The sequence below is a fragment of the Acinetobacter sp. AM genome, from assembly GCF_003105055.1.
Lineage (GTDB): Bacteria > Pseudomonadota > Gammaproteobacteria > Pseudomonadales > Moraxellaceae > Acinetobacter > Acinetobacter tibetensis.
Map to the genome: position 1 here is coordinate 19,354 of NZ_QETG01000009.1, position 26,967 is coordinate 46,320.

Here is a 26,967-nt window from a genome sequence, read left to right on the forward strand (position 1 = left end):
AGGTTGAACGGAATGTGGAAACACGCCTTCGGCATATGTGCAGGAGGCGTGTTTCTAGACTTTTGGCGTTAATTTTCAGAAAAAACTTAATTCGCTATGGTTGCTTTGGCTAAATAATTGGCCATCTCTTCTTGGGGTACCATGCCACCACCCGTGCCCCAAACAATATGATGGGCATTCTGTAATTGTTGCGCCGTGAAATGATGCATTGCCGCATATTCAGAATGTTTGCAAATGAGTACAGGTCCCAACATGCCTGCCAAAGCTGAAGGTTCGAGTTGCAGTGCTTCGGTTTGATTGAGCATCCCGAGCAATTGATACAGGGTTTGATCGTCCAAGGTATAAAGACCGTCCAATAAATGTTGCATGGCGCGACCGACAAAACCAGAAGCACGACCAACAGCGAGTCCATCTGCATCGGTGATGTTGTCGATCCCAATTTCTTGTACCGAAATTTGATCATGCAAGCCCGTGGCAATGCCCAATAACATGCAGGGAGAATGTGTTGGTTCGGCAAAAAAGCAATGAACATGATCACCAAATGCCATTTTTAAACCAAAAGCTACACCACCAGGACCACCACCGACACCACAAGGTAAGTAGACAAATAAAGGGTGTTCTTGATCGACTTGAATATCACGTTGTTGTAATTGCTGCTTTAAGCGTTCCCCTGCAACGGCATAACCTAAAAACAGGTTTTTAGAGTTCTCATCATCTATAAAATAGCAGTTTGGATTTATCCGTGCTGCTTTGCGTCCTGCTTCGACCGCAACCCCATAATCTTCTGCGTATTCAATTACCGTGACGCCATGTGCACGCAATTTATCTTTTTTCCATTGCCGAGCATCTGCCGACATATGCACAGTCACATTAAAACCCAATTGTGCACTGATGATGCCAATCGATAGCCCTAAATTTCCTGTTGACCCGACCGCAATACTGTACTGACTGAAAAACTTTTTAAATTCAGAGGCGTTTAATTTGGCATAGTCATCTTGAAGGGTGAGTAAGCCTGCATCCAGTGCTAACTTTTCAGCAAAATAGAGCACTTCATAAATACCTCCACGAGCTTTAATAGAACCAGAAATGGGTAAATGGCTGTCTTTTTTAAGCCACAGCGTTCCCTCAATTTTTTGTCTGTATTGTGCTTCTAATTGTTGTTGCATCTTTGGAATTGATACCAGTTCAGATTCAATAATGCCATGACTTAGCGCCGTTTCTGGAAATGCCGTCATTAGATAGGGCGCAAAGCGAGCTAAACGGTCACGTGCATCATGAATATCTGCCTGATTAAGTCCAACATAAGGCAATCCTTCTTCTAGTGTTGTGAAATCAGGATTAAACCAAATGGTTTCTTTCAGTTCGATCAATGTTTTAACGATGGGGTATTGTTGAGTGAGTTGCTGGATCTGTTGAGGATTCATGTGATGGCTCATATAGGTTTTGCAGGCTAAAAACAGAAATATTTAGTGGCAAGACAACGACTGTGAGCTTATTTCAATGCATTTACGATACTGGGTCAAATGATGATATTTGATTTATGCGTGAAAATAATTCATCTGTAATGCGCCTTAGTGCTGAATAAAACATGTTTAGATGAATTGATTTTAAGTCAAAGCGTATGCTTAATTTCAATATCAAGATGAGAGCCATGAATAGAGATCAAACAAATGAGTATGTCCTATAACAACCTAACAGGCTTTCAGTTATCCAAACTTTATACTTTTGAAGTTGCTGCAAGACACGAATCATTTGCTATGGCAGCCGCTGAGTTATGTTTGACACCGAGTGCTGTCAGCCATCAAATCAATCTGCTTGAAAAAGAACTCAATATTCAATTATTTGAACGCTTACATCGTAAGGTGGTCTTGAGTCATGCAGGGCACAGATTACTGGCGGCTTTACAATTATCTTTTGATCATTTAAGTACTGAAATAAAAGCAATTCAAAATCAGGCTTTGGTGGGTTCTCTTACCATTTATGCACGGCCTTCTATTACCCAATGTTGGCTGATTCCTAAATTGCAGGATTTTATTCAGCAATATCCATTAATTGAACTGTCAATTTTAACAGGCAATGAGATGGTGAATTTTCAACGCACAGGCATTGATGTAGCCCTGTATTTTGGCCATCAACCATCCCAACATTTGCATTATGATTACTTGATGGATGAACAAATTGTTCCTGTATGTAGCCCGCAATATGCTGAAAAGATGAATTTAATTGGGAAATTACAACAGTTACAGCATTGTACGTTATTGCATGATAGCCAAGCATGGAACAATGAGACTGGTATGGATGAATGGCAGAGCTGGGCGACTCATTTTTCTGTGGAATTGGGTTTATCGAAGGGGATGCTGTTTGACCGTTCGGATTTGGCATTACTTGCCGCAAAACAACATTTGGGCATTTGTCTGGGGCGAAAAAGATTAGTGCAACAAGACCTTGAAAGTAGGGCATTGATCATGCCATTTTCTGAAATGTTTTTAGCTTGTGAGCAGCATTACTACACCATTTCTGGAAAAAATCCACGATTACCGAAAGTTGATGCTTTTATTCGATGGTTAAAAGTTCAAACCTAATTTTTGAATAACTGAATGTGGTTGAAGTGGAATAATGATATAAACATAAAAAGCCTGAATTAGATTGAATATTCTGTTCATCAGTAGGTTGTAAAATATCTTAGGGATTGGAGAGGTTTAAGAAAAAAGTTAAATATATATTTTTGATTTTTATTTATATTCAATATTTTTTCAGTTAAATGTTTAGCACATTTTCATTCACGAAATCATGCACCTATAGCGTAAATAATGCTGCATAATTTTCTTTCCATATTGTCAATTTATGTCATAAAGTGCCATAAAATTCAGCTTAGCGCTGGTCAAAAATGCTAAATTTTTATACTATACGGCAAACTTTATAATTACGACATTCACTTTATATTTATTAAAACATTATGTTGAATCATATTTATGCTGCTTTAGAACAGCTGGGATTCACTACACAAAAACGTGTATTGCATATCCAGTTTGCCAATGTGTTGCTGAATCAGCAGGTCTATTTACAGCGAATAGACGGGACGCATGGCTTAAATCAAGGCTTAACCGCCAGTTTAATTTGCTTGTCGACACATGCATTTATTCCGCTAAAACAGTTTATTGGCTGTCAGGTTGCTATCGACCAAGTGACTGACTCAGGACAACTGAGCCGTATCACAGGCATCATCACCCAAGCTCAAGCTGGAGCAAGCGATGGTGCACTGACCTTGTATCGCCTCACACTTGAAGACCCGACCACATTATGGAAACAACGCCGTAACAGTCGTGTGTTTATGAATAAAAGTGTGGTAGATGTGGTCAACATACTGTTCCAAGAGTGGCAACAAAAAAGTCCGCTATTTGCGGCAAGCCTGAGCCTTGATTTAGCAGGGCTGAGTCGAGAGTACGATGTTCGACCTTTCATCATGCAAAGCAATGAAAGTGATTATGATTTTTTAACGCGTCTACTCAGAAGTGAAGGGATTAATTGGCTGATTGATGAAGCACAAACACTACTTGCCCAAATTCACCAACCTATTCAAGCACAAAAGCTACGCTTAATTGATGATAACCAGCACTACCAAGCCCTGCCACGACGTCTTATCCGCTTTCATCAGAGCAGTGCTGTTCAAGCTGTAGATAGCATTACCCATTGGCAGGCACAACGCCAGTTACAGCCCACAGCAGTGCATGTTCAGCGCTGGCAAGCTGATGCACTGACACAGGATGATGGTGCAGGCAGCGTGCAAAGCAAACATCAGCAGAGTGAGCAATATGATGTTGCGAGTTTAGGGCTAGAGCAAGCATGGCATTTTTCACCCGCATGGATGCAAGACCTGAATGGGGAGGATGGTGCAACAGCATCGGGCAATCCGCAACTGGAACAATTTAACCAACAGCTATCGGACTATTACAATGCACAAGCCAAGCATTTCTGTGCACAGTCTACGGTGCGAGATGCTCATGTGGGTTACTGGTTTGAACTGCAAGATCATCCTGAAATTAATCAACACAGCGGTGCAGACAAAGAATTTCTCATTACCGAAAAAACCTTTTATAGCCAAAATAACCTACCTAAAGATTTAAACCAACAACTAGAGCAACTTCTCCAACACAGTCATTGGCAATTCACGTCTACACTGAGCAGCATTGCAAGTGAACAACGCCAAGGCAATCTGCTGAGCTTACAACGTCGACATATTAAAACTGTACCCGCTTATCATCCCGAGCAGCATCGCCCACCTGCACACCCGCAACGTGCTCAGGTGGTTGGAGCGAATGGTGAGGAAATCCATGTCGATGAATGGGGACGCATCAAAGTCCGCTTCTTATTCACAAGAAATGAAGATCATACACATGATGGCGGTGCGGGCAGCAATGATAACGATACGGACTCTGCTTGGGTGGATGTATTGACCCCATGGGCAGGTGAAGGCTACGGGGCACGTTTCTTGCCGCGTATAGGGGAAATTGTAGTCATTGACTTCTTTCAAGGAGACATAGATCGTCCTTTTGTGGTGGGACGTCTTCATGAAGCACAGCGTTCTCCTACAAAATTCGATAATGCAGGACAACTGCCTGATACCAAAAAACTGGCAGGCATTAAATCTAAAGAATATCAGGGAGAGGGCTTTAACCAATTACGCTTTGACGATACGACTGGACAAATTAGTGCACAGTTACAAAGTAGCCATGCGGCCAGTCAACTCAACTTAGGTAAACTGAGTCATCCCAAAGCCACCGAAGAAAGTGAAGACCGTGGAGAAGGCTTTGAACTCCGTACTGACCAATGGGGAGCAGTACGTGCAGGAGAAGGATTACTTCTTTCCACATATAAACAAGATCAGGCTCAGGGCGAACATCTGGATGCACAAGTTGCCAAACAACAATTTGAAAGCAACCAGAATAATGCCAAAGCCCTTAGTGAAGTTGCCAAAAACCAGCAAACTGATGAAATAGAATCGATTGAACAACTCAAAGAATTTGCAGATCAAATCCAAGAACAGATTGCAAAATTTGAAAAGGCGCTATTACTTTTAAACTCGCCAGATGGGATTGGTTTAAGCACCAATGCAGACATTCATGTTTCGGCTGATGGGCAAATTAACCAATTTGCAGGCGACAGCATCAATTTCACTACTCAAAAAAATCTGATTACACATGTCAGTGGTAAAGCCAGTTTATTTGCAGCACAGGGCGGCATTAAGCAAGTCGCTGCCAAAGGTAAGTTTGAAATGCAGGCTCAAAGCGATGCCTTGAGTATTTTAGCCAAACAAAACATTCAGATTGTTTCTACAGAAGACCGCATTGAAATTACCAGTCCTAAAGAGATTGTGATTACCGCAGGCGGTTCGCAACTTAAAATAGATGGTTCGGGTATTTTTCCAACCACCAGTGGCAAGTTTGAGGTGAAGGCGGGACAGCATGTGTTTACATCAGGGGCAAATGTTAATAGCAATGCACCACAGTTGCCAAAGTCGAAATCGCTTAAAGGTGCTTTAGAGTTATTGAGAACTTATGGTGGTGACAATTTCTTTAAACAGAATAGCTATAAGGTCATTGATTCACTTGGTAAGCAGCTTATAGGTAAGCTCGATGCAAATGGTTTTGCTAAAGTAACAGGAATTGCCCCAGGTGCAGCTAAAGTTATTTTTGAGAAAGATGAGACTAGTGCATGGGCACCAAGTAGTGATTTTAAACGTGATTATACTTGGGCAGAACCTGTAGAAAAAGTTGCAGCGTCGTTAAGTAGTGCATTAGGACAGAACATGAAACAACAACTGACCAGCAGTTTACTTTCGATGGATAAAAATAGTCTTAAAAACATAGGAAAAAATACCTTAAATGATTTAGCTGAGCAGACAGTTGGACAAATCAAGGATCAAGTCAGCAATACCGCTTTAAATGCCGTTTCAAAGCAACTGAACGTTAATATTTCTCCAGATCAAATGAAAAGTTTGGTACAGATTGCCATGAATCCGAACCAGTCAGTTGACATGATCAAAGCACAGAGTGTGGGCTTTGTAAAAGATCAAGCGACTACAAAATTGTCGAAGGCTACCAAAATGGATTCGATTCTTCAGCAAGGTATCGTTGATCGTTTTCATAGTAAGAACGATGGTTAGGACAGATTTGAATTAACGCGCAGCAATTTAAAAAATAGATGTATTGAAAAAATAAATTAAGGGTTTGAGATAGATGGCTACGGAAAAAACACAACAGGCAACAGATAAAAAAGCATCGAAGGTTGAACTTGCTATTTTTAATTTAGATAGCGTAAACACGGTGACTGACCTGCAAGTGATTGCCAAGCAAATCCAGCTTTATTTACAGGTATGTGGTAATACCAGTTTAGAACAATTACAAGGTAGCGCGAATACTGCAACGGTAGCCAATATTTTTGCTTTAACAGGTAGTGTACTGGATTTAATTTTATACGCGACAGATAGTAAAACGGAGGAAGCTGCGGTACAACAGGGGGCATTGCTTGCTGCAAATTTAATAGGTCTATTTGCAGAACCAAGCAATGAAGCACATGCGCGGATGGCATTACGTCCGATGTTTGGTCTAATGTCGCAATGTTTATATCCTGAAAATGGAAAAATTAAAGACGCGGATATTAAACGTTTGGGGCTGCATCTGAATGCGATGGTCGCAGGTGATTTAGAGAAATTCTTGCAAGAAACACAAGCCAAATTAACGGCTTTATTATCGCAAGCAACAGTTTTAGGAAGTAGTATTCTTAAAAGCTTGTCAGTACCTACTACACCAATAAGCACAAGTATGACTGCAATCTCAGCAGGTGCGACAGCAGAGAAAAGAGATCCGACATTAAAATTCAGTAATTGGGCTGCGCCTCTTATTGATTTAATTGCTCAGCCAAGTCAGGCGGACTTAACACCTAAGCTTCAGCCAAATATTCAAACACGCTTACAGCAAAAAGCAACACAAGCAATTGCCACATTAAGCCAGACATTGCAGCAACAAGCCAATCCAGGGCAGAAATACAGCTTGGCCTGGTTATTACAACAAACTTTAACTGCGATTCAGGCAAGCGAAAATAAAGGCAATGCCAGTGTGCCGATTAGCCAGACGGGAGAATATGAGCGCCATACCAAAGGTGATACCTTGGAGTTTGTTAGTTTACAGGCCGATGCGTTAAATGCACCGCCTTGTGAGGGTAATGGTTCAGACACTGGCAAGAGTATCAGTTATTCAATTGGCGCAGAGCGGGTTCAGCATGCCGATTTCTATTTACCGAAAATCGGTTTTGTATTTAGTCGTCAATATAACTCGCAAATGGATGAGTTTGATCGAGGGATAATTGGTGCTCGTTGGATGATGCCATTTTCCAATGTGATTCTGCCAAAGCAACAAGGTTATATCTTTATTGATGCGAAAGGGCGTAAACATACATTACCGTCTACGATTTTGCAGCAGGCGTATACTGTTCCTTATGAAGGAATGACGGTGCATCCAATTGAAAATGGTGATTTGCTATTAGATTTTGGTGGTGAATGGAGTTTCCATTTTCATCAATTTAGTCTTGGTCAGCCCTATCATTTAATTCAACAATTCAATGAAATCACCAACGAAAAAATTAGCCTAAGTTATCTTTTGGCAGATGGAGTTGCTTATCTTCAAGCCATGGATTTCCAATTTAAACAGGCACAGCATCAACTAAAATTTGCCTTTAATGAGCAAGTTAAGATTATTGCTGTATTTGTGGATGATCAAATTGAGCCTTGGGCACGCTATCACTATGATGTACAAGGCAACTTGACTACAGCTTTCGATCAAAATGGGCATGTACGTCAATACGAATATAATCAGGTGCATCAGTTAACGCGCTATACTGATCGTACTGGCCGTGGGCAAAATGTTCGTTATGAATCGATTTTGCCAAATGCCAAAGCTATCGAAGAATGGGCGGATGATGGCAGTTTTCATACCAAACTAAAATGGCATCCGCGTTTACGCCAAGTCGCAGTTTACGATGCTTATGATAATCCGACCTATTATTATTTTGATCTGGATGGTTTTACCTATCGTACCCGTTTAGGTGATGGACGAGAGTCTTGGTATTCTCGTGACGGTGAAAAACGCATTACCCGACAAATTGATTTTGAAGGTCGAGAAACTCAACAAGAATATAATGATCAGGGACAACTGGCGAAAATTGTACAGCCGAATGGTGGAGTGATTCGGTTTGCTTATGATAAACAAGGCAATTTAACCGAGACCAAAGATCCAGAAGGCAATATCTGGAAACGTGAATATGATGCACAGGGCAACGTCAGTAAAGAGATTAATCCTTTAGGTCATGTTACCCAATATAAATACAATAACAATAATCAAGTTGTGGAAGTAATTGATGCCAAAGGAGGCATCAAAAAAATCCAGTACAATGATCAAGGACAAATGCTGTCTTATACCGATTGCTCAGGTAAAAGCAGTACATGGGAATATGATGAAGAGAGTGATCTGAGTGCCCAGCAAGCGGCGAATGAGCAGAAAGTTCAATATCTTTATAGCACACGAGGCAAAGACAAAGGTCAGCTTCAAGCTATTGTTTATCCAGATGGATTAAAAGAGCTATTTGAGCATGATCAAGAAGGACGTCTGCTTAAACACACGGACACCAACGGCTTAACCACTCAATATCAATACAATACTGTCGGCTTACTAGAACAGCGGATTGATGCCAATCAGCACCGTGTGGGTTATCAATGGGATAAACAAGGCCGTCTTCAAAAGCTCATCAATCAGAATCAGGCTGAATACCAGTTTGGTTATAACAAATTTGGCCAATTAGTTCGAGAACAAGCATTTGATGGTGAAGAAAAGCACTATAGCTATAGTGAAAATGGTCTATTGTTCCAGATTCGCCAACCCAATATTCTGACTGAATTTAGCTATTATGACGATGGGCAGATTGCTTCTAAAACATATACGCATCTACATACTCATCAAAGCCAGACAGAGTACTTTGAATATAACTTAAATCAACAATTAAGCTCAGCCAGTAATGCAGAAAGTCAGGTTCAATTATATCGTAATCAGCTTGGACAATTGGTGCGTGAACATCAGCATTATAAGATGTTGAATCTAACTGCTGTACTGCGTTATGAATATGATGAATTAGGTAATCTGGTCAAAACTGTTCGTCCAGATGGGCAGGAACAGACGAATCTAAGCTATGGTTCAGGGCACATCTACGGGATTGCTTTTAACCGACAGGATGTTGTTTCTTTCCAGCGTGATGATTTGCATCGTGAAACGGTACGTTTTCTGGCAAATGGTTTGGTGCAAACCAAGCATTATAATGATGTCGGATTACTGATTTCTCAACAGATTGAGCATGAGCAAGAAACCTCAGATTATTTACGTTATCAAGCACATAGACATTATCAATATGATAAAAACTATTTGCTCACCCAAGTTGAAGACAGTCGTTTAGGACAACTCAATTATCAATATGATCCGATTGGACGTTTGATTTCAACCCAGAGTCAGCATAAAAACGAAAGTTTTAAGTTTGATCCAGCCGGAAATCTGGTTGATCCAATGAATCAGACAACACATGTCAAAAATAATTTAATCAAACAGTATCAAGGCAAGCATTATCAATATGATGTACAAGGTAATGTGATTGAAACCACGCAAAATGGCAAAACCTTAAAGCTGACTTGGGATAATCATAATCGTTTGATCCAAAGTAACTTAAATGGGCATGTAACTTACTATGGCTATGATGTCTTTGGACGTCGTTTATATAAGAAATCATCAAACCAAGACTTAACCTTATTTGGTTGGGATGGTGATTTGATGATTTGGGAATCAAGCCAAAATTCGAACAATCCTGAGAAGAGCTATACCAAACATTACGTTTATGAGCCTGATAGCTTTGTGCCGTTAATGCAGGCAGGTTATCAAGGTTTTATTGAACTAATTGAAACCCCCGATTATAGCAAATACCTCAACAAGCCTTATTCTATTTATAAAGACCCGATCTGGAGCACAGATACACGTAAAAACCGTGTGGCTTTAGAGCAAACTGTTTTTTATCATTGTGATCAGGTGGGAACACCACAAACATTGAGTAATACAGCAGGTGAATGTGTTTGGGAAATTACTCAGGATACGTGGGGGACTGCACTCGAGATTCAAATGCTAAATAAAGACAATCCATTTGAACAGAGTAATCTCAGATTCCAAGGCCAGTATTACGATAATGAAACTGGATTGCATTATAACCGTTATCGTTATTATGAGCCGTATAGTGTAAGGTATATAAGTAAAGATCCGATAGGATTAGAGGGTGGAATAAATACATCTGCTTATGTAAATAATCCGAATCAATGGATTGATCCAAACGGATTAAATGGAATGAATTTTGGTGAGATGTTTGGTGTTCCTGCAAGCGCTCAATCAGGTTTGGCGTATCAAGGAAGAAAAAATTTTGATTGTTATGCTGAAACAGGAGAATTATGCAAGTTAAAAACAGCGCCACTTTTTGATTATATAGCATGTAGTGGAGGAGGATTAGGAATAGGAGTTGGATTTGTAAAAAATCAATGGACTGGAGAATATTATATTAGTGGTTCTAAGGATTCACTTTTAATTCCTGTAGCTAAATCTGTTGCTCAAAATAAGCAGTTTAGTGCTAAAGATTTGGCGGGAGCTAGTTGTGTAGGCGGTAATATTCATAATATTCCAAGTTATTCGAAATCAAAGATGACTATGGGTGAAATTACAAATGAATTTGTAAGTGGGGCTTCAGTTTCTGTTGGTGGCGGAGCTTATGGGGCTGTAGCTAATTTAGTCGCTCCATTAGTAAGTAAAAATAGTCCTGTTAGAGGAGCTTGGGCTTCCGAATTAGGTGTTGGCACGCCAGGCTTTAATATTGGTGTAAGTGGCACGGTTAGTGTTGATACAATTTTAGATGCTGTTAAACCTAGTAGTAAAACTAAATAGAGTAGAGTAATTGTAATGGCTATTATAGTGAGAAGTTCCATTTTAAAATTTATATTTTATATTTTAATGATTTTCGGATGTGTTGCCTGTGATTTGGGAAATAAAAATGAAGTTAAAAAAATTAGAAATGATAAGATAATAATAAAGAGATTTGAACGTGATGCTATTTTTGTTTTTGGTGATCGTATCATAGATAAGCATTCATTTTCTTCATATAATGCAGATCGATTAATTTTTCAAATTAAGGGAGGTGATAGTGATATTGATTTTTTAAATAATATTAATAGTAGTCTTAGTGAAAAAGGTTGGTTTTATAAAGAAAAATACAAAGAATCATATATTTATTGTGATAAGGAAATGAATCAATTAGAACTTGTACCACCTGTGAATTTGGATTCATATGGTAGTATTGGTGAAGGGCAGTCCTTAAATCAATTGGTTGGATATTGGAATATAGGTTTTATTCATTCAAGACATAAACGTTATGTTTGTAATATTTCTAGTTAAAATAATTTTATTTTCACTAAAGTAGGGGGCTGGTATTATATAATATTTTTTGCACAAATATTTAAAAATTAAGATTTCCCCTATCTACTCAAGTTGAAGTTTTAACTCTGGTACGAGGTCTGCCTAAATCCGTAAATTTAATAAATACTGCCACAAGGGCATGAATCTTTTCGTTGAGTTTTGGGATCAAACCAAATGGCAATATTTTCACGATTAATGAGAACTCAGTTGATGAAGACCAATTTAGAGTACGGCAAATTTCAGGTGTAGGCTTGTTCATTTGAAAGTTATATTGTGGAATAAGCCTTTAGAGATAGGTTTGTGCAACAAAACCGTTTTGTAATATAAGGTATCCATGATATTGACTTTGTCTTATTGTGGTTAAAAAATAGACTTGATAAGAATGATAATCTTGAGTTTCATTCCATTTTTAAAAGCTATGGCAGGTGTAGTGTAGAACGGAAGTTTTTATTACACACCTAACCTCAAAATCGGAGGATATGCCATGAATTTCCTCAAGTTTTTAATAACTGCTGGATGTATTTCTTTATTGTCGCCCATGACTTTCGCTATGGATGATTACAACGGTTCTAGTATGGACATGGCAACGCATAGCTCGCATTCCGTCGATGATAAAAAAGCGATGATGAGTGCTATGAGTGCAGCACCAATGAATGTCAGTGCAGAAGCGACATTCATGGCAATGGATGCCAATGGAAAAATGCGTGTTTTGCGTAAAGGAAAAAATAACTTTACCTGCATGCCTGATAACCCTGCAACCCCTGGCCCAGATCCCATGTGTATGGACCCCGCTGCATTAGCATGGGCAGAAGCTTGGATTGGTCATAAAAAACCAGTAGAAGGTAAAATTGGTTTTATGTACATGCTTATGGGAGGGACTGACGCGAGCAATGTCGACCCTTATGCCACCAAACCAACCGCAAACAATCATTGGCTGCAAACAGGTCCGCATGTCATGATTGTAGGTGCATCGCAAAGTTTTTATGATATGTATCCGAAAAGCGCACAGCCTGATACCACAGTTCCTTATGTTATGTGGTCAGGAACCCCTTATCAACATCTCATGATTCCTGTGAAATAAGCGGATATAGCACTTATTTTTATCTCTTAAAATTGAAAAAGCCATGCCATTATCATGGCTTTTTCATGCTGAACACATAAGTACTATTCATTCAGTTACATTTTCTGGATTAAATGTCCAACATTTAGCTGTCTAAGTGGGGCTTAAGTTTGAGGATGTTTTAAATTAAGCCGCGCAACTCATTTGCCGTATGTCTCAACAACGGTAAAACTTGCTGAATTAAATACTCTTCACTGGTACGGTTGCTTTGCGACATACAATTAATGGCAGCAATGGTCTGACCTTGTGCATTTAACACGGGTACAGCAAGTGCAATAATCCCCAACTCATGTTCTTCTTTAGACAGGCAATAATCCGATAAAGCCACTTTCTCGAGTTCGGCATAGAATTGATTTTTATCGGTAATGGTGAGGGGGGTTAAACGTTTTAGTCCATATTTATTTACCCAAGCGTGTTGTGCTTCTGTAGATAAAGCCGCCAATAAAACTTTACCTGTCGAAGTCGCATGTGCAGGCAGGCGATTGCCTAAATGCATACCATAAGGATTGACGCGAAACTGGTCTTGTTGTGGTAGATAGCTTCGGGCAATAGGCACGACTTCATGTTCATCTAGAACCACCATGGAAAAGGTCAAGGACGTTTGCGCGCAGAGTAAATTCAGTAAAGATTGTGCTACTTTAGGCAGATGAGCCGAGCTTAAATACGCACTGGAAAAACGTAAGACTCGTGGGGTTAACCAAAAATAATGTTCATCACTCTCTAGATAACCTAAAAATTTTAAAGTTTTTAAATGGCGTCGTGTAGCAGTCCGGCTGATGCCAGTGCGCTCAGCCACTTGGGTCACGTTCAGGCGCTGCCGATCGACCCCGAACGCTTCTAAAATATGTAAGCCTTTGGCCAATCCTGCAATGTAGTCCGCCTGCGGAATGACTTCTTGGGACAGCGGATGCAACATATGATCTTGTTCAGTTTTCATGCTGCTTTTTCCAAATATTGATATGGTTTTGTCCGATAGACGGACAACTCTAATGATATACGGTCAATTTCAATATGGCGATATAGCTCAAAAAAACATCCCAGCGTAATCTGAAACAAGGAAAGAACAAGGATGAACAGCATGGAAATTGTAAAAACCAAAGTGGCAATTATTGGTTCAGGTCCCGCAGGGTTACTACTCGGGCAGTTGCTCTATAAAGCAGGAATTGATCACATTATTATTGAACAGCGTAGCGCTGACTATGTGTCATCGCGTATCCGTGCAGGAATTTTGGAACAGGTTTCGGTGGACTTGTTGACAGAAGCAGGTGTCGATCAAAATCTTAAAGCGCATGGTTTGCCACACTCAGGTATTGAAATTCTGACTCAAGGACAAAAGCATCGATTGGATTTAGCTGCACTGACAGGCGGTAAGCAAGTGACCGTGTATGGTCAGACCGAAGTCACTAAAGACTTAATGCATGCTCGTGAGCAAGCAGGTTTGAGCTCATATTATGAAGCACACAATGTGCAGATTGATGATTTTTATACGCAGCCGAAAGTGACTTTTGAATATCAAAACCAGTCGTATCAAATTGAGTGTGATTTTATTGCAGGTTGTGATGGTTTTCATGGCGTGTGCCGTGCCAGTGTGCCTGAAGATAAAATTAAAACCTTTGAAAAAGTCTATCCTTTTGGCTGGTTAGGCGTATTGGCAGATGTACCCCCAGTCGCAGATGAACTGATTTATGTGCAGTCAGAGCGTGGTTTTGCTTTGTGCAGTATGCGTTCAGAAACCCGTAGCCGTTACTATTTACAGGTTCCATTGACCGATCATGTTGATAATTGGTCAGATGAACAGTTTTGGGATGAATTGAAAAATCGTCTAGACCCTGAAAGTCGAGAAAAATTAATCACAGGTCCATCGATTGAGAAAAGCATTGCACCACTGCGTAGCTTCGTAACTGAACCGATGCGTTTTGGCAAACTGTTTTTGGCAGGCGATGCCGCACATATTGTGCCTCCGACAGGCGCGAAAGGTTTGAATTTGGCGGCTTCAGACATTGCCTATTTATCTAGTGCCTTGATTGAGTATTATCAAAATGGCTCAGAGCAAGGTATTGATGAATATTCGGAAAAATGTTTGCAGCGTGTATGGAAAGCGGAACGCTTTTCTTGGTGGATGACCCATTTATTGCATCGTTTTGAAACCGAAAGCGAGTTTGATCATAAGATTAAACAGGCTGAATTAAGCTATATCCTCGGTTCATTGGCTGGGCAAACCACACTGGCCGAAAACTATGTCGGTTTACCCTATGAAATTAAGTATTTAAGTGAATTTCAGCAAGCCAGTTAAACCGTTTTTCTATTCTTAGATTCTAAAAAGAGAGCACAATGCTCTCTTTTTTATTTTTACACAATGGCATTGAGTTTAACCATCCTGAGGGTGTAGTGGGGTTGTAAGCGTTAGTTGGTAAAATGCGGCATCTAACCAACGCCCAAATTTAAACCCTGCCTGTTGAATCGTACCTGAATGGGTAAAACCGAGCTTTTGGTGTAATCGAATGCTGGCAGCATTCTCGGCATCGATACAGCCCACCATGACGTGCAATTGTTGCTGTTGTGCTTTTTCAATGAGTGTCTGCATCAGGATTTTACTCAGCCCACAACCACGATGCTCATGGTGAATGTACACACTGTGCTCAACCGTATATTTATAGGCAGGAAAGGCTCTAAAGCTTCCCCATGTCGCAAAGCCGAGTAATTTCCCAGTTGGGTTGATAATGCCGAATACAGGAAAATGCTGCTCTCGTTTGCTAGCAAACCAGATTTGCATACTTTGCAGTGTGCGTGGCTGATAGTCATATAGGGCAGTGGAATTTAGTATCGCCTCATTCAGAATCTCTAAAATAGCAACTGCATGCTCGGTTTCATTACATTCAATCAGTTTAAACTCGGTTAAAGAGGCTTCACTTTGTGACATCACAGGTTCCAAGCAGGTGTAAGGCGCATATTGTATGGGATTTTTCTATCTTCAATCGCTAAAACTTAACGATAAGGTTCTGCATTTAGATTGCTAAAAATAATCGGATGTTCTAAATGAATGGTAAGGTCAATCGCCCTGATTGAGTTGATCAGGTTGCGCTCCCAATTGAATATCAAGTTTCCCATCAATGACTCAAATTTGTTGTTGAATGGTGACATCACGTTGAAGTAGATCATAGGTGATACGCCTCTGTGCGGAAAAAGCACTTCAACCAGTTGTGTTGATGATGTCCAACCCTGTGATGTTAAACTACTGCGAATATAAGCTGACTCTGGATCTTGCCAAACGGTTTAGTATATGAGAAGTAGTTTCATCTATTCGATTTATTGCATGCATAATGATGCCAAATAAATATTCTGCAATTCGCAGCGTTAAGATCGTGAATTGATTTATATCAAACATTTTCAGTGCAAAACATAAAAAAGCGAAAGGAGAACCTTTCGCTAGCATGGATTGCTCGAGGTGAAGTGATTATGCATGTTCAGCTTCTTTTTCCACTTGAATACTGTCACGATAATATTGGCAGCCTTTGTATAGTAAGAATGTACCAAGTACGCCTGCTACAGCATTCACAATCGAAATTGAATTGCCTACCATCACAGTATTTTGGAAATATTTGTCTGTAATTAAAGCAACTGCGGTGGTGCCAATGCCTAAAGCAATTAAATTAGAAACCAGCAGAAATTTGGCAGACACTTGAGCACGTAATTGGTTTGGCGTGAGCATTTGGGTGGCTGCCGCTGACGCTGGAATTGGAAAAGTCGAGAAGAACATCGCAACAAAAATCAGGGCAAATGAGAGGTACATATTATCCACTTGGGTGAATAAAACACTTGGAATAATCAGGGCTGCACAGCCGATCATACCGCTACGAATCGCTGCATCGCTATAACCACGTTTAGAGAACCAGTCGATGAGCCAACCGCAGAATAATGCACCAGAAGTATTGGCAATCAAAATAATCGTGCCAAGGATATAACCTGTTTGGCTGGCATCTAAACCGTGATTACGCATATAGAAGGCTGGTGCCCAACCAAGTAATGCGTACAGCATCATGGTGTAAAAAGAGAAGCCGATAAAATGACAGAAGAAAGTCTTTTTATGGGTTTTAATAAAGGCAATCGAATTTTTGAAAGAAGCTTTTAGCACTTGACCATCTTGACCAATTTTCAAACCCTTACGCTCAGGCTCACGTACCGTCAAAATCATCAATAAAGCCAATAATACCCCAGGCAAACCAACAATCATAAAGGTCAGTTGCCAAGTTTTAATTTCACCAATCAAGGGTAGTGTCACCAAGTTTACATTCTTGAGTAAACCAATCACATAACCCCCAATCAGGAAGGCAAGCCCCGAACCGATGAATGCGCCAATTGCATAAAGACCTAAGGCACGCCCCAGTTTTTCCTTTGGAAATAAGTCGGCAACAATGGAATAGAAGGCAGGAGAAAGTGCTGCTTCACCCGCGCCCACACCAAGGCGTGACAAGAACATTTGCAGAAAATTCTTGCTTAGACCGCAAGCCGCCGTAGCAAAACTCCAAAAGGCAATCCCAATCGCAATAATTTTAATCCGTGATTTTTTGTCGGCAAGGGCTGCAATCGGTACACCCATAACAGCATAGAACAATGAAAAAGCCAGACCTTGCAATAAGCTGAATTGGGTATCGCTCAGCATCAGGTCATGTTTAATTGGTTCAATCATCAAGGATAAAATTTGACGATCTACAAAGGAAAGAATGTAGGCCACCATACAAATGACCACCACATACCAATGGTAGGCGCTACTAGGAGTTTGCACCGTTTCATCATGCGTAGGTGAATGTTCTGGAACTGGGTTGTGTTCAAAATTTTGTGCTTCTGGTTGAATCGTCCTTTCAACCAGTTCTATATCGATGGATTTATCGTTCATCATGCAACTTCCTGTGCTGACTGTTTGAGGTTATTTGATACTTCTATATTTATTTTTGTTTTTATTATGTATCGTCTTATTTTTAATCTACGGCTTAAATCAGGTGGGGTCAATCACTTTGTGATAAAAAGATACATTTATTTTTTATTATAAAAAAAAGAGAATCATATGATTCTCTTTTGTTATACGTCAGACTTAGGCCACCCGTTCAACCAAGGTCAAAATGTCATAGGTTGCCACCAATTCATTACGTTGGTTTTTGACTTTAATGTCCCAAACCACCACACCATGCGGTTTTTGCTCTGGATCGCGTAGTGGTTTTGGGGTTTTTTGCTTACAGGTCAATTCGACTTGAATGGTATCGCCGATTTTCACTGGCTCGACAAAACGTAGGTTATCCATACCATAATTGGCAATGACTGGACCTGCTGCGGCATCTACAAACAGACCTGCTGCTGCGGACACAATGAAGTAGCCATGTGCCACGCGATCACCAAACAAGGAGTCCGCAGCAGCAATCTTATCCATGTGTGCATAGAAGTGGTCGCCACTTAGGCAGGCAAAATTCACAATGTCTGCTTCGGTCACGGTACGACGTGCCGTGAGTAAACGTTCACCCACGCGGAGTTCATCAAAGTCTTTTTTGAACGGATGTACGCGGTCTTCAAACACTTGTGCACCTGCTGTCCAGCTATGACCGACTTGAGTCATGGCATTTGGTGAACCTTGCAAAGCGGTACGTTGCATATAATGTTTTACGGCACGTAAACCACCGAGTTCTTCACCGCCACCCGCACGTCCCGGGCCGCCATGCACCAAGTATGGAAGTGGCGAACCATGTCCTGTACTTTCTTTCGCGCTCTCCGCATCCAGAATGTGTACACGACCATGCCATGGGGCAATTTTGGTAATTAAAGCTTCAATATTTTCATCAACATTACGCACCACGGAAGCCACCAAGCTGCCTTCACCACGCGCCACCAAATCTGCCAATTCGGCTAGATTTTGGTAGGGCATGAGGGTTGAAACTGGACCAAACGCTTCTACTTCATGAATATATTGGGCTTGAGTCGGTTGTTCACACAGCAATAAAGTTGGTGGGTAAAATGCACCTTTTTCAGGATTTTTAGCTTGTATCTCGAAGTCTTGGCGTAAGTGGCTACCCAATACCACTTTGGCATCTTGGCTCAGTTGTTCCACTTTTTCAGCGACACTGAACTTTTGTTTCACACTCGCCAAAGCGCCCATAGTCACGCCCTCAATTTCAGGGTCGCCCACCACGACTTTTTGTAGCTTAGCCACTAAACGCGTTTGTACAGTTTCGAGCAAAGCTGCGGGAACAAAGGCTCGACGGATCGCCGTACATTTTTGTCCTGCTTTGGTGGTCATTTCACGGAACACTTCACGCACAAATAAATCAATGGTTTCGTCGTTGGCGTGTTCAGTCAAAATCGCACTGTTAACCGAATCCGCTTCCATACAGAATGGAATTGAGTATTGGTTTAAGTGTGGATTTGCACGCAGGCTTTGACCTGTTGCTGCTGAACCTGTAAATGTAACGGTATCTTGCGGATTTAACAGTTCAATTAAATCATAAATTTGACCACAGATGAGTTGCAGTGAACCTGCGGGTAGGAAGCCACTTGCCAAGATGTCTTTGACCACCGCATGGGTAAGTTCAGCACCTTCGGTTGCAGGTTTCACAATACATGGCACACCCGCTAAAAGCGTTGGGGCAATTTTTTCTAACATACCCCAGATTGGAAAGTTGAAGGCATCAATATGTAATGCCACACCCGCTTTAGAGGTCAGAATATGTTTAGCACCAAAATTACCGTGTTTAGACAATGGAATCCATGCATCTTCAACCAGTGCCGTTTCATCACTCAGTTCACGACGTACAAGGCTCGAGTAGGCAAATAAAGTTCCAATGCCGCCTTCGACATCAATCCACGCATCTTTACGGGTACAACCTGTTGCCTTAGCCAGTTCGTAATAGTGTTCTTTACGCTCTAATAAATATTGAGCGACTTGCTTTAAGGCATTGGCACGTTGATGGAACGTCCATGTGGCAATTTCTGCCCCTTGCTTTTTTGCATAATTCACAATGGCTTTGGTGTTAATGCCATGGCTACTCACTTGATAAATCGCTTCGCCTGTAATGGCATGATAAACCGTACGTAATTCCGCCTGAGAAGAATATTCCTGTCCATATACCAAAGAACTTAAGGTTTTAAGGGGCTGGGCATGGTGCGCTTCAGTTGTATCGTGTTGCTCCATTGAGTTGTTGTCTAACTCTAGCATGGTAAAACTCCTTTTATGATACGTTTTTAACTGTATTTTAGTTTTGATGTTTCATAATTTGGTATTAAAACGTCTGAAAGTCAATCGTAATTCGTATGTAAAAAAATCAAACTAAAATTTAATTTTAACTAAATTTATTAAAAACAATACCTTAAATGCAAGTGTAAAATTTAATTAAATGATACCTTAAAATTGATATTGATTTTATTTATGTATCGTTTTAATTTAGCTGTAACGACACTTGGGATAAGTGAGGGAAAAATGAATAACCAACAACAAGCTTTTGATCAGCGCATTGAAAAGGACATTTCAATTGAGCCAAAGGATTGGATGCCAGATGCCTACCGCAAAACTTTAATTCGCCAAATTGGTCAACATGGACACTCTGAAGTGGTTGGCATGTTGCCAGAAGGCAACTGGATTACGCGTGCACCAACCTTAAAACGTAAAGCAGTGTTATTGGCAAAAGTACAAGATGAAGCAGGACATGCGTTGTACCTCTACAGTGCCGCTGAAACTTTAGGTGCCGACCGTGATGACATGATGGATAAGCTCATTGCAGGACGTATGAAATATTCATCAATTTTTAACTATCCAACACTCACTTGGGCAGATGTAGCTGCGATTGGCTGGTTGGTGGATGGCGCTGCAATTGTGAATCAGGTTGCACTTTGCCGTACGTCATATGGTCCTTATGCGCGTGCCATGGTGCGTATTTGTAAAGAAGAAAGTTTCCACCAGCGCCAAGGCTTTGAAGCCATGATGCAATTGGCAAACGGTACTGAAGAACAGAAGCAAATGGCACAAGATGCCGTGAATCGTTTCTGGTGGCCAGCGCTTATGATGTTCGGTCCAAGTGATGATAATTCTCCAAACAGTGCGCAAAGCATGCAGTGGAAAATCAAACTCTTTAGTAACGATGCTTTACGTCAAAAATTTGTCGATAACACTGTGCCTCAAGTCTTGCAACTAGGCCTAACTGTTCCAGATCCAGACTTAAAATTCAATGAAGACACAGGTCATTACGAATTTGGCGAAGTGAATTGGAATGAATTTTTTGACGTGATTGCGGGCAAAGGTCCATGTAACCACGAACGTATTGAAGCGCGTCGTAAAGCATGGGAAGGCGGTGCATGGGTACGTGAATCTGCCGCAGTGTATGCCAAGAAACAGCAAGAACAGCAACAAGCACAGAAAGTTGCTTAAAACAGATCAGAGATGAAGGGAAATAAGGTCATGGATAACAAAAATAACTGGTCACTTTACGAAGTGTTTATCCGTAGTAAACAAGGTTTAAGTCATCGCCACGTTGGCAGTATTCGTGCATCAGATGATGAAGTGGCACTGCAAAATGCACGTGATGTCTATACACGTCGCAATGAAGGCATCAGTATTTGGGTGATTAAATCTGAACTGATTAGATCTTCTCAACCCGATGAAAAACCAGAATTTTTCGATCCCTCTTTAGATAAGGTTTATCGCCATCCTACGTTTTACAACATTCCAGATGGCATTGAGCACATGTAAGGGAAGGAAGAAAAACCATGAGTAAGCAAGTTTTAGCAGAATTTCTGTTACATGTGGGCGATAGCCAGTTGATCCTGTCACACCGTTTGGCTGAATGGTGTGGACATGCGCCAGAGTTAGAACTCGATATTGCTTTGGCCAATATTGGTCTGGATTTGTTAGGTCAGGCACGCACAGCCTTAAGCCTTGCTGGTCAGATTGAAGGTTTAGGTCGTGATGAAGACCAACTGGCGTATTTCAGAACAGAACGTGAATACCGTAATTTATTGTTGGCTGAACAACCAAATGGTGATTTTGCTCAAACCATGGTGCGTCAATGGTTGATGGATCATTACCACGCATTGTTGTTGGCAGCATTAACCAACAGCAGCCACGCCGATGTTTCTGCGTTTGCGCTCAAATCTTTAAAAGAAGTGAAATATCACTTACGTTTCTCGACCACATGGATGGAGCGTTTGAGTTTGGGCACTGCCGAAGCGCATGAAAAAACTCAAAATGGTTTAAACCAGTTATGGCGTTTTACTCAAGAACTGTTCCAGCTTAGCGCTGATGAAATGCAGTTGGTCGATGCAGGTTTAATTCCAAATCTTGAAATTTTAAAAGATCAATGGCTTGAGACTGTGCAATCTGAACTTGCCCGTATGCAACTCAGTCTTCCAGAAACAGGTGCCTACCGCAGTGGTGCAAAACAAGGACTGCACACGGAACACTTAGGTTACATTCTGGCAGAAATGCAATATCTGCAACGTTCATATCCAAATATGGCTTGGTAACACGAAATCACAGGGAGTGAGTCGTATGAATTTAATTCGACATGTCGCAGATGAATGCTGGAGTGTTTTGGCTGAGGTCTCTGATCCTGAAATTCCAGTCTTGTCGGTACTCGACTTAGGCATGATTCGTGGTGTTGAACTCAACGCGCAGAATGAAATTGTCGTGCGACTCACACCCACCTATAGCGGTTGCCCTGCAACTGATGTCTTAACGGCAGATATTACCCAAGCTTTTGCCGCCAAAGGTTTGACCCCAGTAAAAGTGGTGGTGGATCTTTCCGAAGTGTGGACCACGGATTGGATGAGTGAAGCAGGCAAAGAAAAATTGCAGCAATATGGAATTGCGCCACCGCAGGGAAATGCTCACAGTTGTGGTACGCATGTCGCTTTGACCGATGGCATTCAATGTCCGCGTTGCCACAGTCAGCACACCAAATTATTAAGTGAATTTAGTTCGACAGCATGTAAAGCCTTATATCGTTGCCAAGACTGCTTAGAACCTTTCGATTATTTCAAGTGCATTTAATTTAAGACATTTGCAAAGAACCCATGTCTCACACACATTGAAAAATCGAAAAGAAAGAGGGAATTTTAGATGAGCCAATTTGTACCATTAACGATTAAATCCATTCAGCCACAAACTGAACAGGCAATTTGCATTGCATTTGATTTGGCACCTGAGCAGTTCGCTGCATTTAAATATCAACCAGGACAACACTTAACCATTCGTCATGTCACTGATGAAGGCGAATTGCGCCGTTGCTACTCCATTTGTAGCGATGTCGCAGAAGACATGAGTATTGCGATCAAGAAAATTGATCAAGGGCAATTTTCAACTTGGGCCAATGATCATCTTAAAGCAGGTGATGTGCTTGAAGTGATGCCACCGCAAGGCGTGTTCTTCCAAAAAGCCGCCAAAGTGGGCGGTCAAAATTACCTTGGTTTTGCTGCGGGCAGTGGCATTACCCCAATCTTGTCGATTGTGAAATCGGTCTTAAACCGCCAAGCAGATGCGCAGTTTACTTTGGTCTATGGCAACCGTTCTTGGAAACAAACCATGTTTGCAGAACAAATCATGGATTTAAAAGACCGTTTTAAAGAGCGTTTACAACTGATCAATATCTTTTCTCGTGAAATGAATGACAGTGAAATTTTTAATGGTCGTATCGATGCAGAAAAATTACAGCAACTGTTCAAAGCTCAATTGATTAATGCAGATACAGATCATTGCTTTGCCTGCGGTCCAGAAGAAATGATGACAGCCGTAGAAACAGTACTGCCAACATTCGGTATTGAGCGCAGCAAAATTCACACCGAACGCTTTAACACAGGCACTGCGCCACGCGCAACGGCACAGCAAATCGAAAGCCGTAACGAAGAAAAGGTCAACATTATTCTGGATGGTCGTGAACTGATTATTGAAGTGTCTAAACAGGATGACAGCATTTTAGATGCAGCACTGCGTGCAGGTGCAGACTTACCGTATGCCTGTAAAGGTGGTGTCTGTGCAACCTGTAAATGTAAGGTACTCGAAGGTCAGGTCGAAATGGCGATCAACTATAGCCTTGAACAAGATGAAGTTGAGAAAGGTTATGTATTGAGCTGTCAGGCATTGCCAACGTCAGCCAATGTTCGTTTGAGCTTTGACGAATAAGCCTGAATCTAGGAGCGGTAAGATGGAATACATTAAAACCAGTTCTCCAAAATCAGGCGTAATCCTGATTGAACTGAACCGACCTGAAAAACGTAATGCCTTAAACAATGCCACCTTGCAAGAAATTGCCGACTGCCTACAACAGCTAGAAGCAGATTCATCGGTCAAAGTGGTGGTGATTACAGGTAATTCACAATGTTTTGCCGCAGGTGCAGACCTGAATGAATTGTCTAAGCTAGATGTGGTCAGTATTCAGCAAGACCTGCGCCCACAATTGTGGAAGCGTATTGATGAGTTTTCTAAACCCTTGATTATGGCGATCAATGGCTATGCCTTTGGTGCAGGTTTTGAACTGGCACTGCATGGTGACATCGTGCTTGCGGGTGAAAATGCACAATTTGCTTTGCCTGAAATTGGACTCGGCATGTTGCCAGGCGCAGGCGGTACGCAGCGTTTAGCTCGTTTAGTCGGGCAGCAACTCACCATGCGTTGGGCGATGACGGGTGAAATGATTTCTGCGCAAACCGCGCTGCAACATGGCATTACTAGCCAGGTGTGTCCAGTCGGTTTAACCGTGCAATATGCCGTTGAATTGGCAGAGAAAATTGCCAAACAGGCACCATTAGCCATCCGCGTGATTAAGCAATCTTTGAAATCGATTCATGAAGTGACCTTAAGCCAAGGCTTAAAGCTAGAACGTCAGCATTTTGTTTGGTTGGCAGCAACGCAAGATCGTCAAGAAGGCATCAATGCATTTTTAGAGAAAAGAAAACCAGAATTTAGAGGTGTGTAATGGAATACCAAACCGTAATTGTTGAAGAAAAAAATGCAGTGGGCTATCTCACGTTTAACCGTCCACAACAACTCAATAGCTTTAATGAAACCATGCACAAAGAAGTCTCGAGCGTACTCAAAGCATGGTCTAAAGACAGCAATATTCGTGCAGTGGTAATTTCGGCGGAAGGTCGTGGTTTCTGCGCAGGTCAGGACTTAAACGACCGTGTGGTTGACCCAAATGCAGACGCACCCGATCTAGGGTTATCAATTGAAAAATATTACAACCCGTTGATCAAACTGATTACTGAAATGCCTAAACCTGTGATCTGTGCTGTGAATGGTGTTGCAGCAGGCGCGGGTGCCAACATTGCTTTGGCTTGTGACTTGGTGATTGCTGCAAAATCAGCATCATTTATCCAAGCTTTCTGCCGCTTAGGTTTGGTGCCAGATTCTGGTGGCACATGGTTCCTGCCACGTTTGGTGGGTCGTGCACAGGCAATGGGCTTAGCGATGTTGGGCGATAAAATTCCAGCAGAGCAAGCAGTGCAATTGGGCATGATTTGGCAAGTGGTTGAAGATGATGCCCTGAAAGCAGAATCACAAAAACTGGCTGAACATTTAGCGAAACAACCGACTTATGGTTTATCCCTGATTAAGAAAGCCATTCATGCGGCTGCACATAATAATTTAGATGATCAGTTGATACTAGAACGTGATTTACAGCGTTTGGCTGGTCGTTCAAGTGATTACCGTGAAGGCGTACAAGCCTTTATGCAAAAGCGTACTCCAGAATATAAAGGTTGCTAAAACATGGATAAGATCAATTTACAGCAAGCGCCTATCGCTGTAATTGGTGCGGGTACCATGGGAATTGGTATCGCCCAATTGGCTGCGATGCATGGACATCCAACCTTTGTGTATGACGTAGACGCGACAAAAACTGAAGCTGCATTACAGCAACTTGCTACGCAACTCACGAAACGTGTGCAAGCAGGAAAAATGACGCAGGAACTGTATGACAGCACCTTTGCCAATTTAAGCATTGCACAGGAATTGTCACAGTTAGCATCCACACAACTGATTATTGAAGCGATTGTGGAAAAGAAAGAAGTAAAGCAAAGCTTATTTCAACAGTTGGCTGAAGTGTGCTCTAAAGAGACGATTTTTGCATCGAATACCTCTTCAATTTCGATTACAGCCATTGCTGCTGCAATTCCACATCCAGAGCGTGTGGTGGGCTTACATTTCTTTAACCCTGCACCTGTGATGAAACTGGTGGAAATTATCCGCGGCTTAAAAAGTTCAGTAGCAATTGCAGATGCTCTGTTGGAATTGATGAAGTCATGGAAAAAAGTGCCCGTCTTGGCAAAATCAACCCCAGGTTTTATTGTGAATCGTGTGGCGCGTCCATATTATGCGGAAGCCTTCCGTGCGTTACAGGAAAATGTCATACGCCCTGAACAGTTAGATTTTATTCTGCGTGAATGTGGTCGCTTTGCCATGGGTCCTTGTGAATTGACTGATTTAATTGGTCAGGATGTTAATTTCTCGGTCACACAAAGTGTCTATCAAGAATTCTTTTATGAGCCGCGTTATCGTCCATCGCTCATTCAAAAAGAATTGGTCGATGCAGGTTGTTTGGGTCGTAAAACCCAACAAGGTTTTTACGATTATACGCAAGCAACGCCAAGCCCACAGTTTGAATTGCCAGTGCGTTATGCCAAATCGGTTGAGAAATTGGCGGTCACGGTCAAAGGTGATTGGAAACATTCTTCAGGCTTGATTCAGCGTTTGGCACATGCCTCGCACCTTGAAGTGAAGTTTCAAGAAGGCGTGCAGGATGAAATCCTAGTCGGTGAAGTTTCAATCCGTCTTTCATTGGGCGAGTCGGTTGATCTGGATTATCCAGATCAGAAAGTTGTGTTGATGGATTGGCATGCAGATTGGGCGCAAGCCAAGGCGATTCCTGTTGTAGCTTCAGTGGCATGTTCGGAAGTTGATCAGTCTGTTGTTGATATTTTGTTCATTGGTATGAATGTGATACCACTTTGGACACAGGATCATGCAGGGCTTTATGTGTTACGAACTATTTCAATGTTGGTGAATGAAGCCTGTGAAGCGGTTTTACATGGTATTGCATCTGAACAAGATATTGATTCTGCAATGAAATATGGTGTGAACTATCCACAAGGTCCATTCCAGTGGGCGGAAAAAATAGGATACAACACTATTTTAAAAATTCTTAAAAATCTGTATCGTGTTTATGGTGAAGAACGCTACAGACCAAGTATATATTTAGCGAAGAAAACTGCACGAGGACAGGTGCAAAACAGCCCGCAATCACAACAATTTCTTATTGCAGGCTAAAGGAAGAA

General features: G+C 41.4%; 19 protein-coding genes. 14 read left to right on the forward strand and 5 right to left on the reverse strand.

Translation table 11 applies throughout. The features are described 5' to 3' along the window. Window positions 1-86: 86 nt before the first annotated feature. Window positions 87-1,424, reverse strand: coding sequence for a D-serine ammonia-lyase (locus DCO44_RS06490; protein ID WP_116760218.1), 1,338 nt, complete (start codon window positions 1,422-1,424; stop codon window positions 87-89). Between the two features lie 246 nt (window positions 1,425-1,670). On the opposite strand from DCO44_RS06490, the gene dsdC reads away from it, so the two are divergent. The 5 genes from dsdC (at window position 1,671) to DCO44_RS06520 (ending at window position 12,624) form a co-directional block, all read left to right on the forward strand. Next, window positions 1,671-2,582 carry a DNA-binding transcriptional regulator DsdC gene (gene dsdC, locus DCO44_RS06495; RefSeq protein WP_116760221.1) on the forward strand — a complete coding sequence of 304 codons (912 nt, stop codon included), beginning with the start codon at window positions 1,671-1,673 and terminating at the stop codon, window positions 2,580-2,582. Window positions 2,583-2,956: 374 nt separating this feature from the next. Next, on the forward strand, window positions 2,957-6,163 hold the full coding sequence (locus DCO44_RS06500) for a type VI secretion system Vgr family protein (protein ID WP_116760223.1): 3,207 nt from the start codon (window positions 2,957-2,959) through the stop codon (window positions 6,161-6,163). Between the two features lie 73 nt (window positions 6,164-6,236). Then, window positions 6,237-11,015, forward strand: a complete 4,779-nt coding sequence (locus DCO44_RS06505; protein ID WP_116760225.1) for an RHS repeat-associated core domain-containing protein — start codon at window positions 6,237-6,239, stop codon at window positions 11,013-11,015. 15 nt (window positions 11,016-11,030) lie between these two features. Then, window positions 11,031-11,522, forward strand: a complete 492-nt coding sequence (locus DCO44_RS06510; RefSeq protein WP_228157521.1) for a hypothetical protein — start codon at window positions 11,031-11,033, stop codon at window positions 11,520-11,522. 505 nt (window positions 11,523-12,027) lie between these two features. Beyond that, window positions 12,028-12,624, forward strand: coding sequence for a hypothetical protein (locus DCO44_RS06520; protein WP_116760229.1), 597 nt, complete (start codon window positions 12,028-12,030; stop codon window positions 12,622-12,624). A gap of 160 nt (window positions 12,625-12,784) precedes the next feature. On the opposite strand, the gene DCO44_RS06525 is transcribed toward DCO44_RS06520, so the two are convergent. Further along, window positions 12,785-13,600: an IclR family transcriptional regulator gene (locus tag DCO44_RS06525; protein WP_116760231.1), complete on the reverse strand. Its 816-nt coding sequence runs from the start codon at window positions 13,598-13,600 to the stop codon at window positions 12,785-12,787. Between the two features lie 141 nt (window positions 13,601-13,741). On the opposite strand from DCO44_RS06525, the gene pobA reads away from it, so the two are divergent. Then, a complete protein-coding gene (pobA, locus tag DCO44_RS06530; protein WP_116760233.1) occupies window positions 13,742-14,956 on the forward strand; it encodes a 4-hydroxybenzoate 3-monooxygenase in 1,215 nt (404 codons plus the stop codon). Window positions 14,957-15,031: 75 nt separating this feature from the next. Here the strand turns inward: pobA and DCO44_RS06535 are convergent, their stop codons facing one another. The 3 genes from DCO44_RS06535 to paaZ all read right to left on the reverse strand — a co-directional run bounded on the left by DCO44_RS06535 (window position 15,032) and on the right by paaZ (window position 19,837). Further along, window positions 15,032-15,583 carry a GNAT family N-acetyltransferase gene (locus tag DCO44_RS06535; protein ID WP_116760235.1) on the reverse strand — a complete coding sequence of 184 codons (552 nt, stop codon included), beginning with the start codon at window positions 15,581-15,583 and terminating at the stop codon, window positions 15,032-15,034. 534 nt (window positions 15,584-16,117) lie between these two features. Further along, window positions 16,118-17,560 carry a spinster family MFS transporter gene (locus DCO44_RS06540; RefSeq protein ID WP_116760237.1) on the reverse strand — a complete coding sequence of 481 codons (1,443 nt, stop codon included), beginning with the start codon at window positions 17,558-17,560 and terminating at the stop codon, window positions 16,118-16,120. 192 nt (window positions 17,561-17,752) lie between these two features. After that, a complete protein-coding gene (paaZ, locus tag DCO44_RS06545) occupies window positions 17,753-19,837 on the reverse strand; it encodes a phenylacetic acid degradation bifunctional protein PaaZ (protein WP_228157523.1) in 2,085 nt (694 codons plus the stop codon). A gap of 285 nt (window positions 19,838-20,122) precedes the next feature. Here paaZ and paaA point away from each other — a divergent pair, with 285 nt between their 5' ends. The 8 genes from paaA to DCO44_RS06585 all read left to right on the forward strand — a co-directional run bounded on the left by paaA (window position 20,123) and on the right by DCO44_RS06585 (window position 26,959). Next, entirely contained in the window at window positions 20,123-21,067 is a 945-nt protein-coding gene (paaA, locus tag DCO44_RS06550; protein WP_116760380.1) for a 1,2-phenylacetyl-CoA epoxidase subunit PaaA, read from the forward strand. A gap of 30 nt (window positions 21,068-21,097) precedes the next feature. Beyond that, window positions 21,098-21,388: a 1,2-phenylacetyl-CoA epoxidase subunit PaaB gene (gene paaB, locus DCO44_RS06555; protein ID WP_116760241.1), complete on the forward strand. Its 291-nt coding sequence runs from the start codon at window positions 21,098-21,100 to the stop codon at window positions 21,386-21,388. 17 nt (window positions 21,389-21,405) lie between these two features. Then, window positions 21,406-22,161 (forward strand): 1,2-phenylacetyl-CoA epoxidase subunit PaaC, encoded by a 756-nt coding sequence (paaC, locus tag DCO44_RS06560; RefSeq protein WP_116760243.1) that lies wholly within the window; start codon window positions 21,406-21,408, stop codon window positions 22,159-22,161. 25 nt (window positions 22,162-22,186) lie between these two features. Continuing rightward, the gene (gene paaD, locus DCO44_RS06565; protein WP_116760245.1) at window positions 22,187-22,687 is read left to right on the forward strand and encodes a 1,2-phenylacetyl-CoA epoxidase subunit PaaD; all 501 of its coding nucleotides are present in this window, start codon (window positions 22,187-22,189) and stop codon (window positions 22,685-22,687) included. A 69-nt stretch (window positions 22,688-22,756) separates the two neighbouring features. Next, on the forward strand, window positions 22,757-23,815 hold the full coding sequence (paaE, locus tag DCO44_RS06570; RefSeq protein ID WP_116760246.1) for a 1,2-phenylacetyl-CoA epoxidase subunit PaaE: 1,059 nt from the start codon (window positions 22,757-22,759) through the stop codon (window positions 23,813-23,815). Window positions 23,816-23,837: 22 nt separating this feature from the next. After that, window positions 23,838-24,608 carry an enoyl-CoA hydratase-related protein gene (locus DCO44_RS06575; RefSeq protein ID WP_116760248.1) on the forward strand — a complete coding sequence of 257 codons (771 nt, stop codon included), beginning with the start codon at window positions 23,838-23,840 and terminating at the stop codon, window positions 24,606-24,608. Continuing rightward, window positions 24,608-25,399 carry a 2-(1,2-epoxy-1,2-dihydrophenyl)acetyl-CoA isomerase PaaG gene (paaG, locus tag DCO44_RS06580; RefSeq protein ID WP_116760250.1) on the forward strand — a complete coding sequence of 264 codons (792 nt, stop codon included), beginning with the start codon at window positions 24,608-24,610 and terminating at the stop codon, window positions 25,397-25,399. Before DCO44_RS06575 ends, paaG begins: the two co-directional genes overlap by 1 nt. Window positions 25,400-25,402: 3 nt before the next feature. Continuing rightward, window positions 25,403-26,959: a 3-hydroxyacyl-CoA dehydrogenase gene (locus DCO44_RS06585; protein ID WP_116760252.1), complete on the forward strand. Its 1,557-nt coding sequence runs from the start codon at window positions 25,403-25,405 to the stop codon at window positions 26,957-26,959. Window positions 26,960-26,967 lie beyond the last annotated feature (8 nt).

Bases quoted from the DNA above. Each gene is read 5' to 3' on its own strand.
- pobA (WP_116760233.1), top strand. From the start codon at position 13,742: ATGGAAATTGTAAAAACCAAAGTGGCAATTATTGGTTCAGGTCCCGCA.
- DCO44_RS06575 (WP_116760248.1), top strand. From the start codon at position 23,838: ATGGAATACATTAAAACCAGTTCTCCAAAATCAGGCGTAATCCTGATT.
- dsdC (WP_116760221.1), top strand. From the start codon at position 1,671: ATGAGTATGTCCTATAACAACCTAACAGGCTTTCAGTTATCCAAACTT.
- paaG (WP_116760250.1), top strand. From the start codon at position 24,608: ATGGAATACCAAACCGTAATTGTTGAAGAAAAAAATGCAGTGGGCTAT.
- DCO44_RS06500 (WP_116760223.1), top strand. From the start codon at position 2,957: ATGTTGAATCATATTTATGCTGCTTTAGAACAGCTGGGATTCACTACA.
- DCO44_RS06540 (WP_116760237.1), bottom strand. From the start codon at position 17,560: ATGATGAACGATAAATCCATCGATATAGAACTGGTTGAAAGGACGATT.
- paaC (WP_116760243.1), top strand. From the start codon at position 21,406: ATGAGTAAGCAAGTTTTAGCAGAATTTCTGTTACATGTGGGCGATAGC.
- paaB (WP_116760241.1), top strand. From the start codon at position 21,098: ATGGATAACAAAAATAACTGGTCACTTTACGAAGTGTTTATCCGTAGT.
- paaE (WP_116760246.1), top strand. From the start codon at position 22,757: ATGAGCCAATTTGTACCATTAACGATTAAATCCATTCAGCCACAAACT.
- DCO44_RS06510 (WP_228157521.1), top strand. From the start codon at position 11,031: ATGGCTATTATAGTGAGAAGTTCCATTTTAAAATTTATATTTTATATT.
- DCO44_RS06535 (WP_116760235.1), bottom strand. From the start codon at position 15,583: ATGTCACAAAGTGAAGCCTCTTTAACCGAGTTTAAACTGATTGAATGT.
- paaZ (WP_228157523.1), bottom strand. From the start codon at position 19,837: ATGGAGCAACACGATACAACTGAAGCGCACCATGCCCAGCCCCTTAAA.
- DCO44_RS06505 (WP_116760225.1), top strand. From the start codon at position 6,237: ATGGCTACGGAAAAAACACAACAGGCAACAGATAAAAAAGCATCGAAG.
- DCO44_RS06525 (WP_116760231.1), bottom strand. From the start codon at position 13,600: ATGAAAACTGAACAAGATCATATGTTGCATCCGCTGTCCCAAGAAGTC.
- DCO44_RS06520 (WP_116760229.1), top strand. From the start codon at position 12,028: ATGAATTTCCTCAAGTTTTTAATAACTGCTGGATGTATTTCTTTATTG.
- DCO44_RS06490 (WP_116760218.1), bottom strand. From the start codon at position 1,424: ATGAATCCTCAACAGATCCAGCAACTCACTCAACAATACCCCATCGTT.
- paaA (WP_116760380.1), top strand. From the start codon at position 20,123: ATGAATAACCAACAACAAGCTTTTGATCAGCGCATTGAAAAGGACATT.
- paaD (WP_116760245.1), top strand. From the start codon at position 22,187: ATGAATTTAATTCGACATGTCGCAGATGAATGCTGGAGTGTTTTGGCT.
- DCO44_RS06585 (WP_116760252.1), top strand. From the start codon at position 25,403: ATGGATAAGATCAATTTACAGCAAGCGCCTATCGCTGTAATTGGTGCG.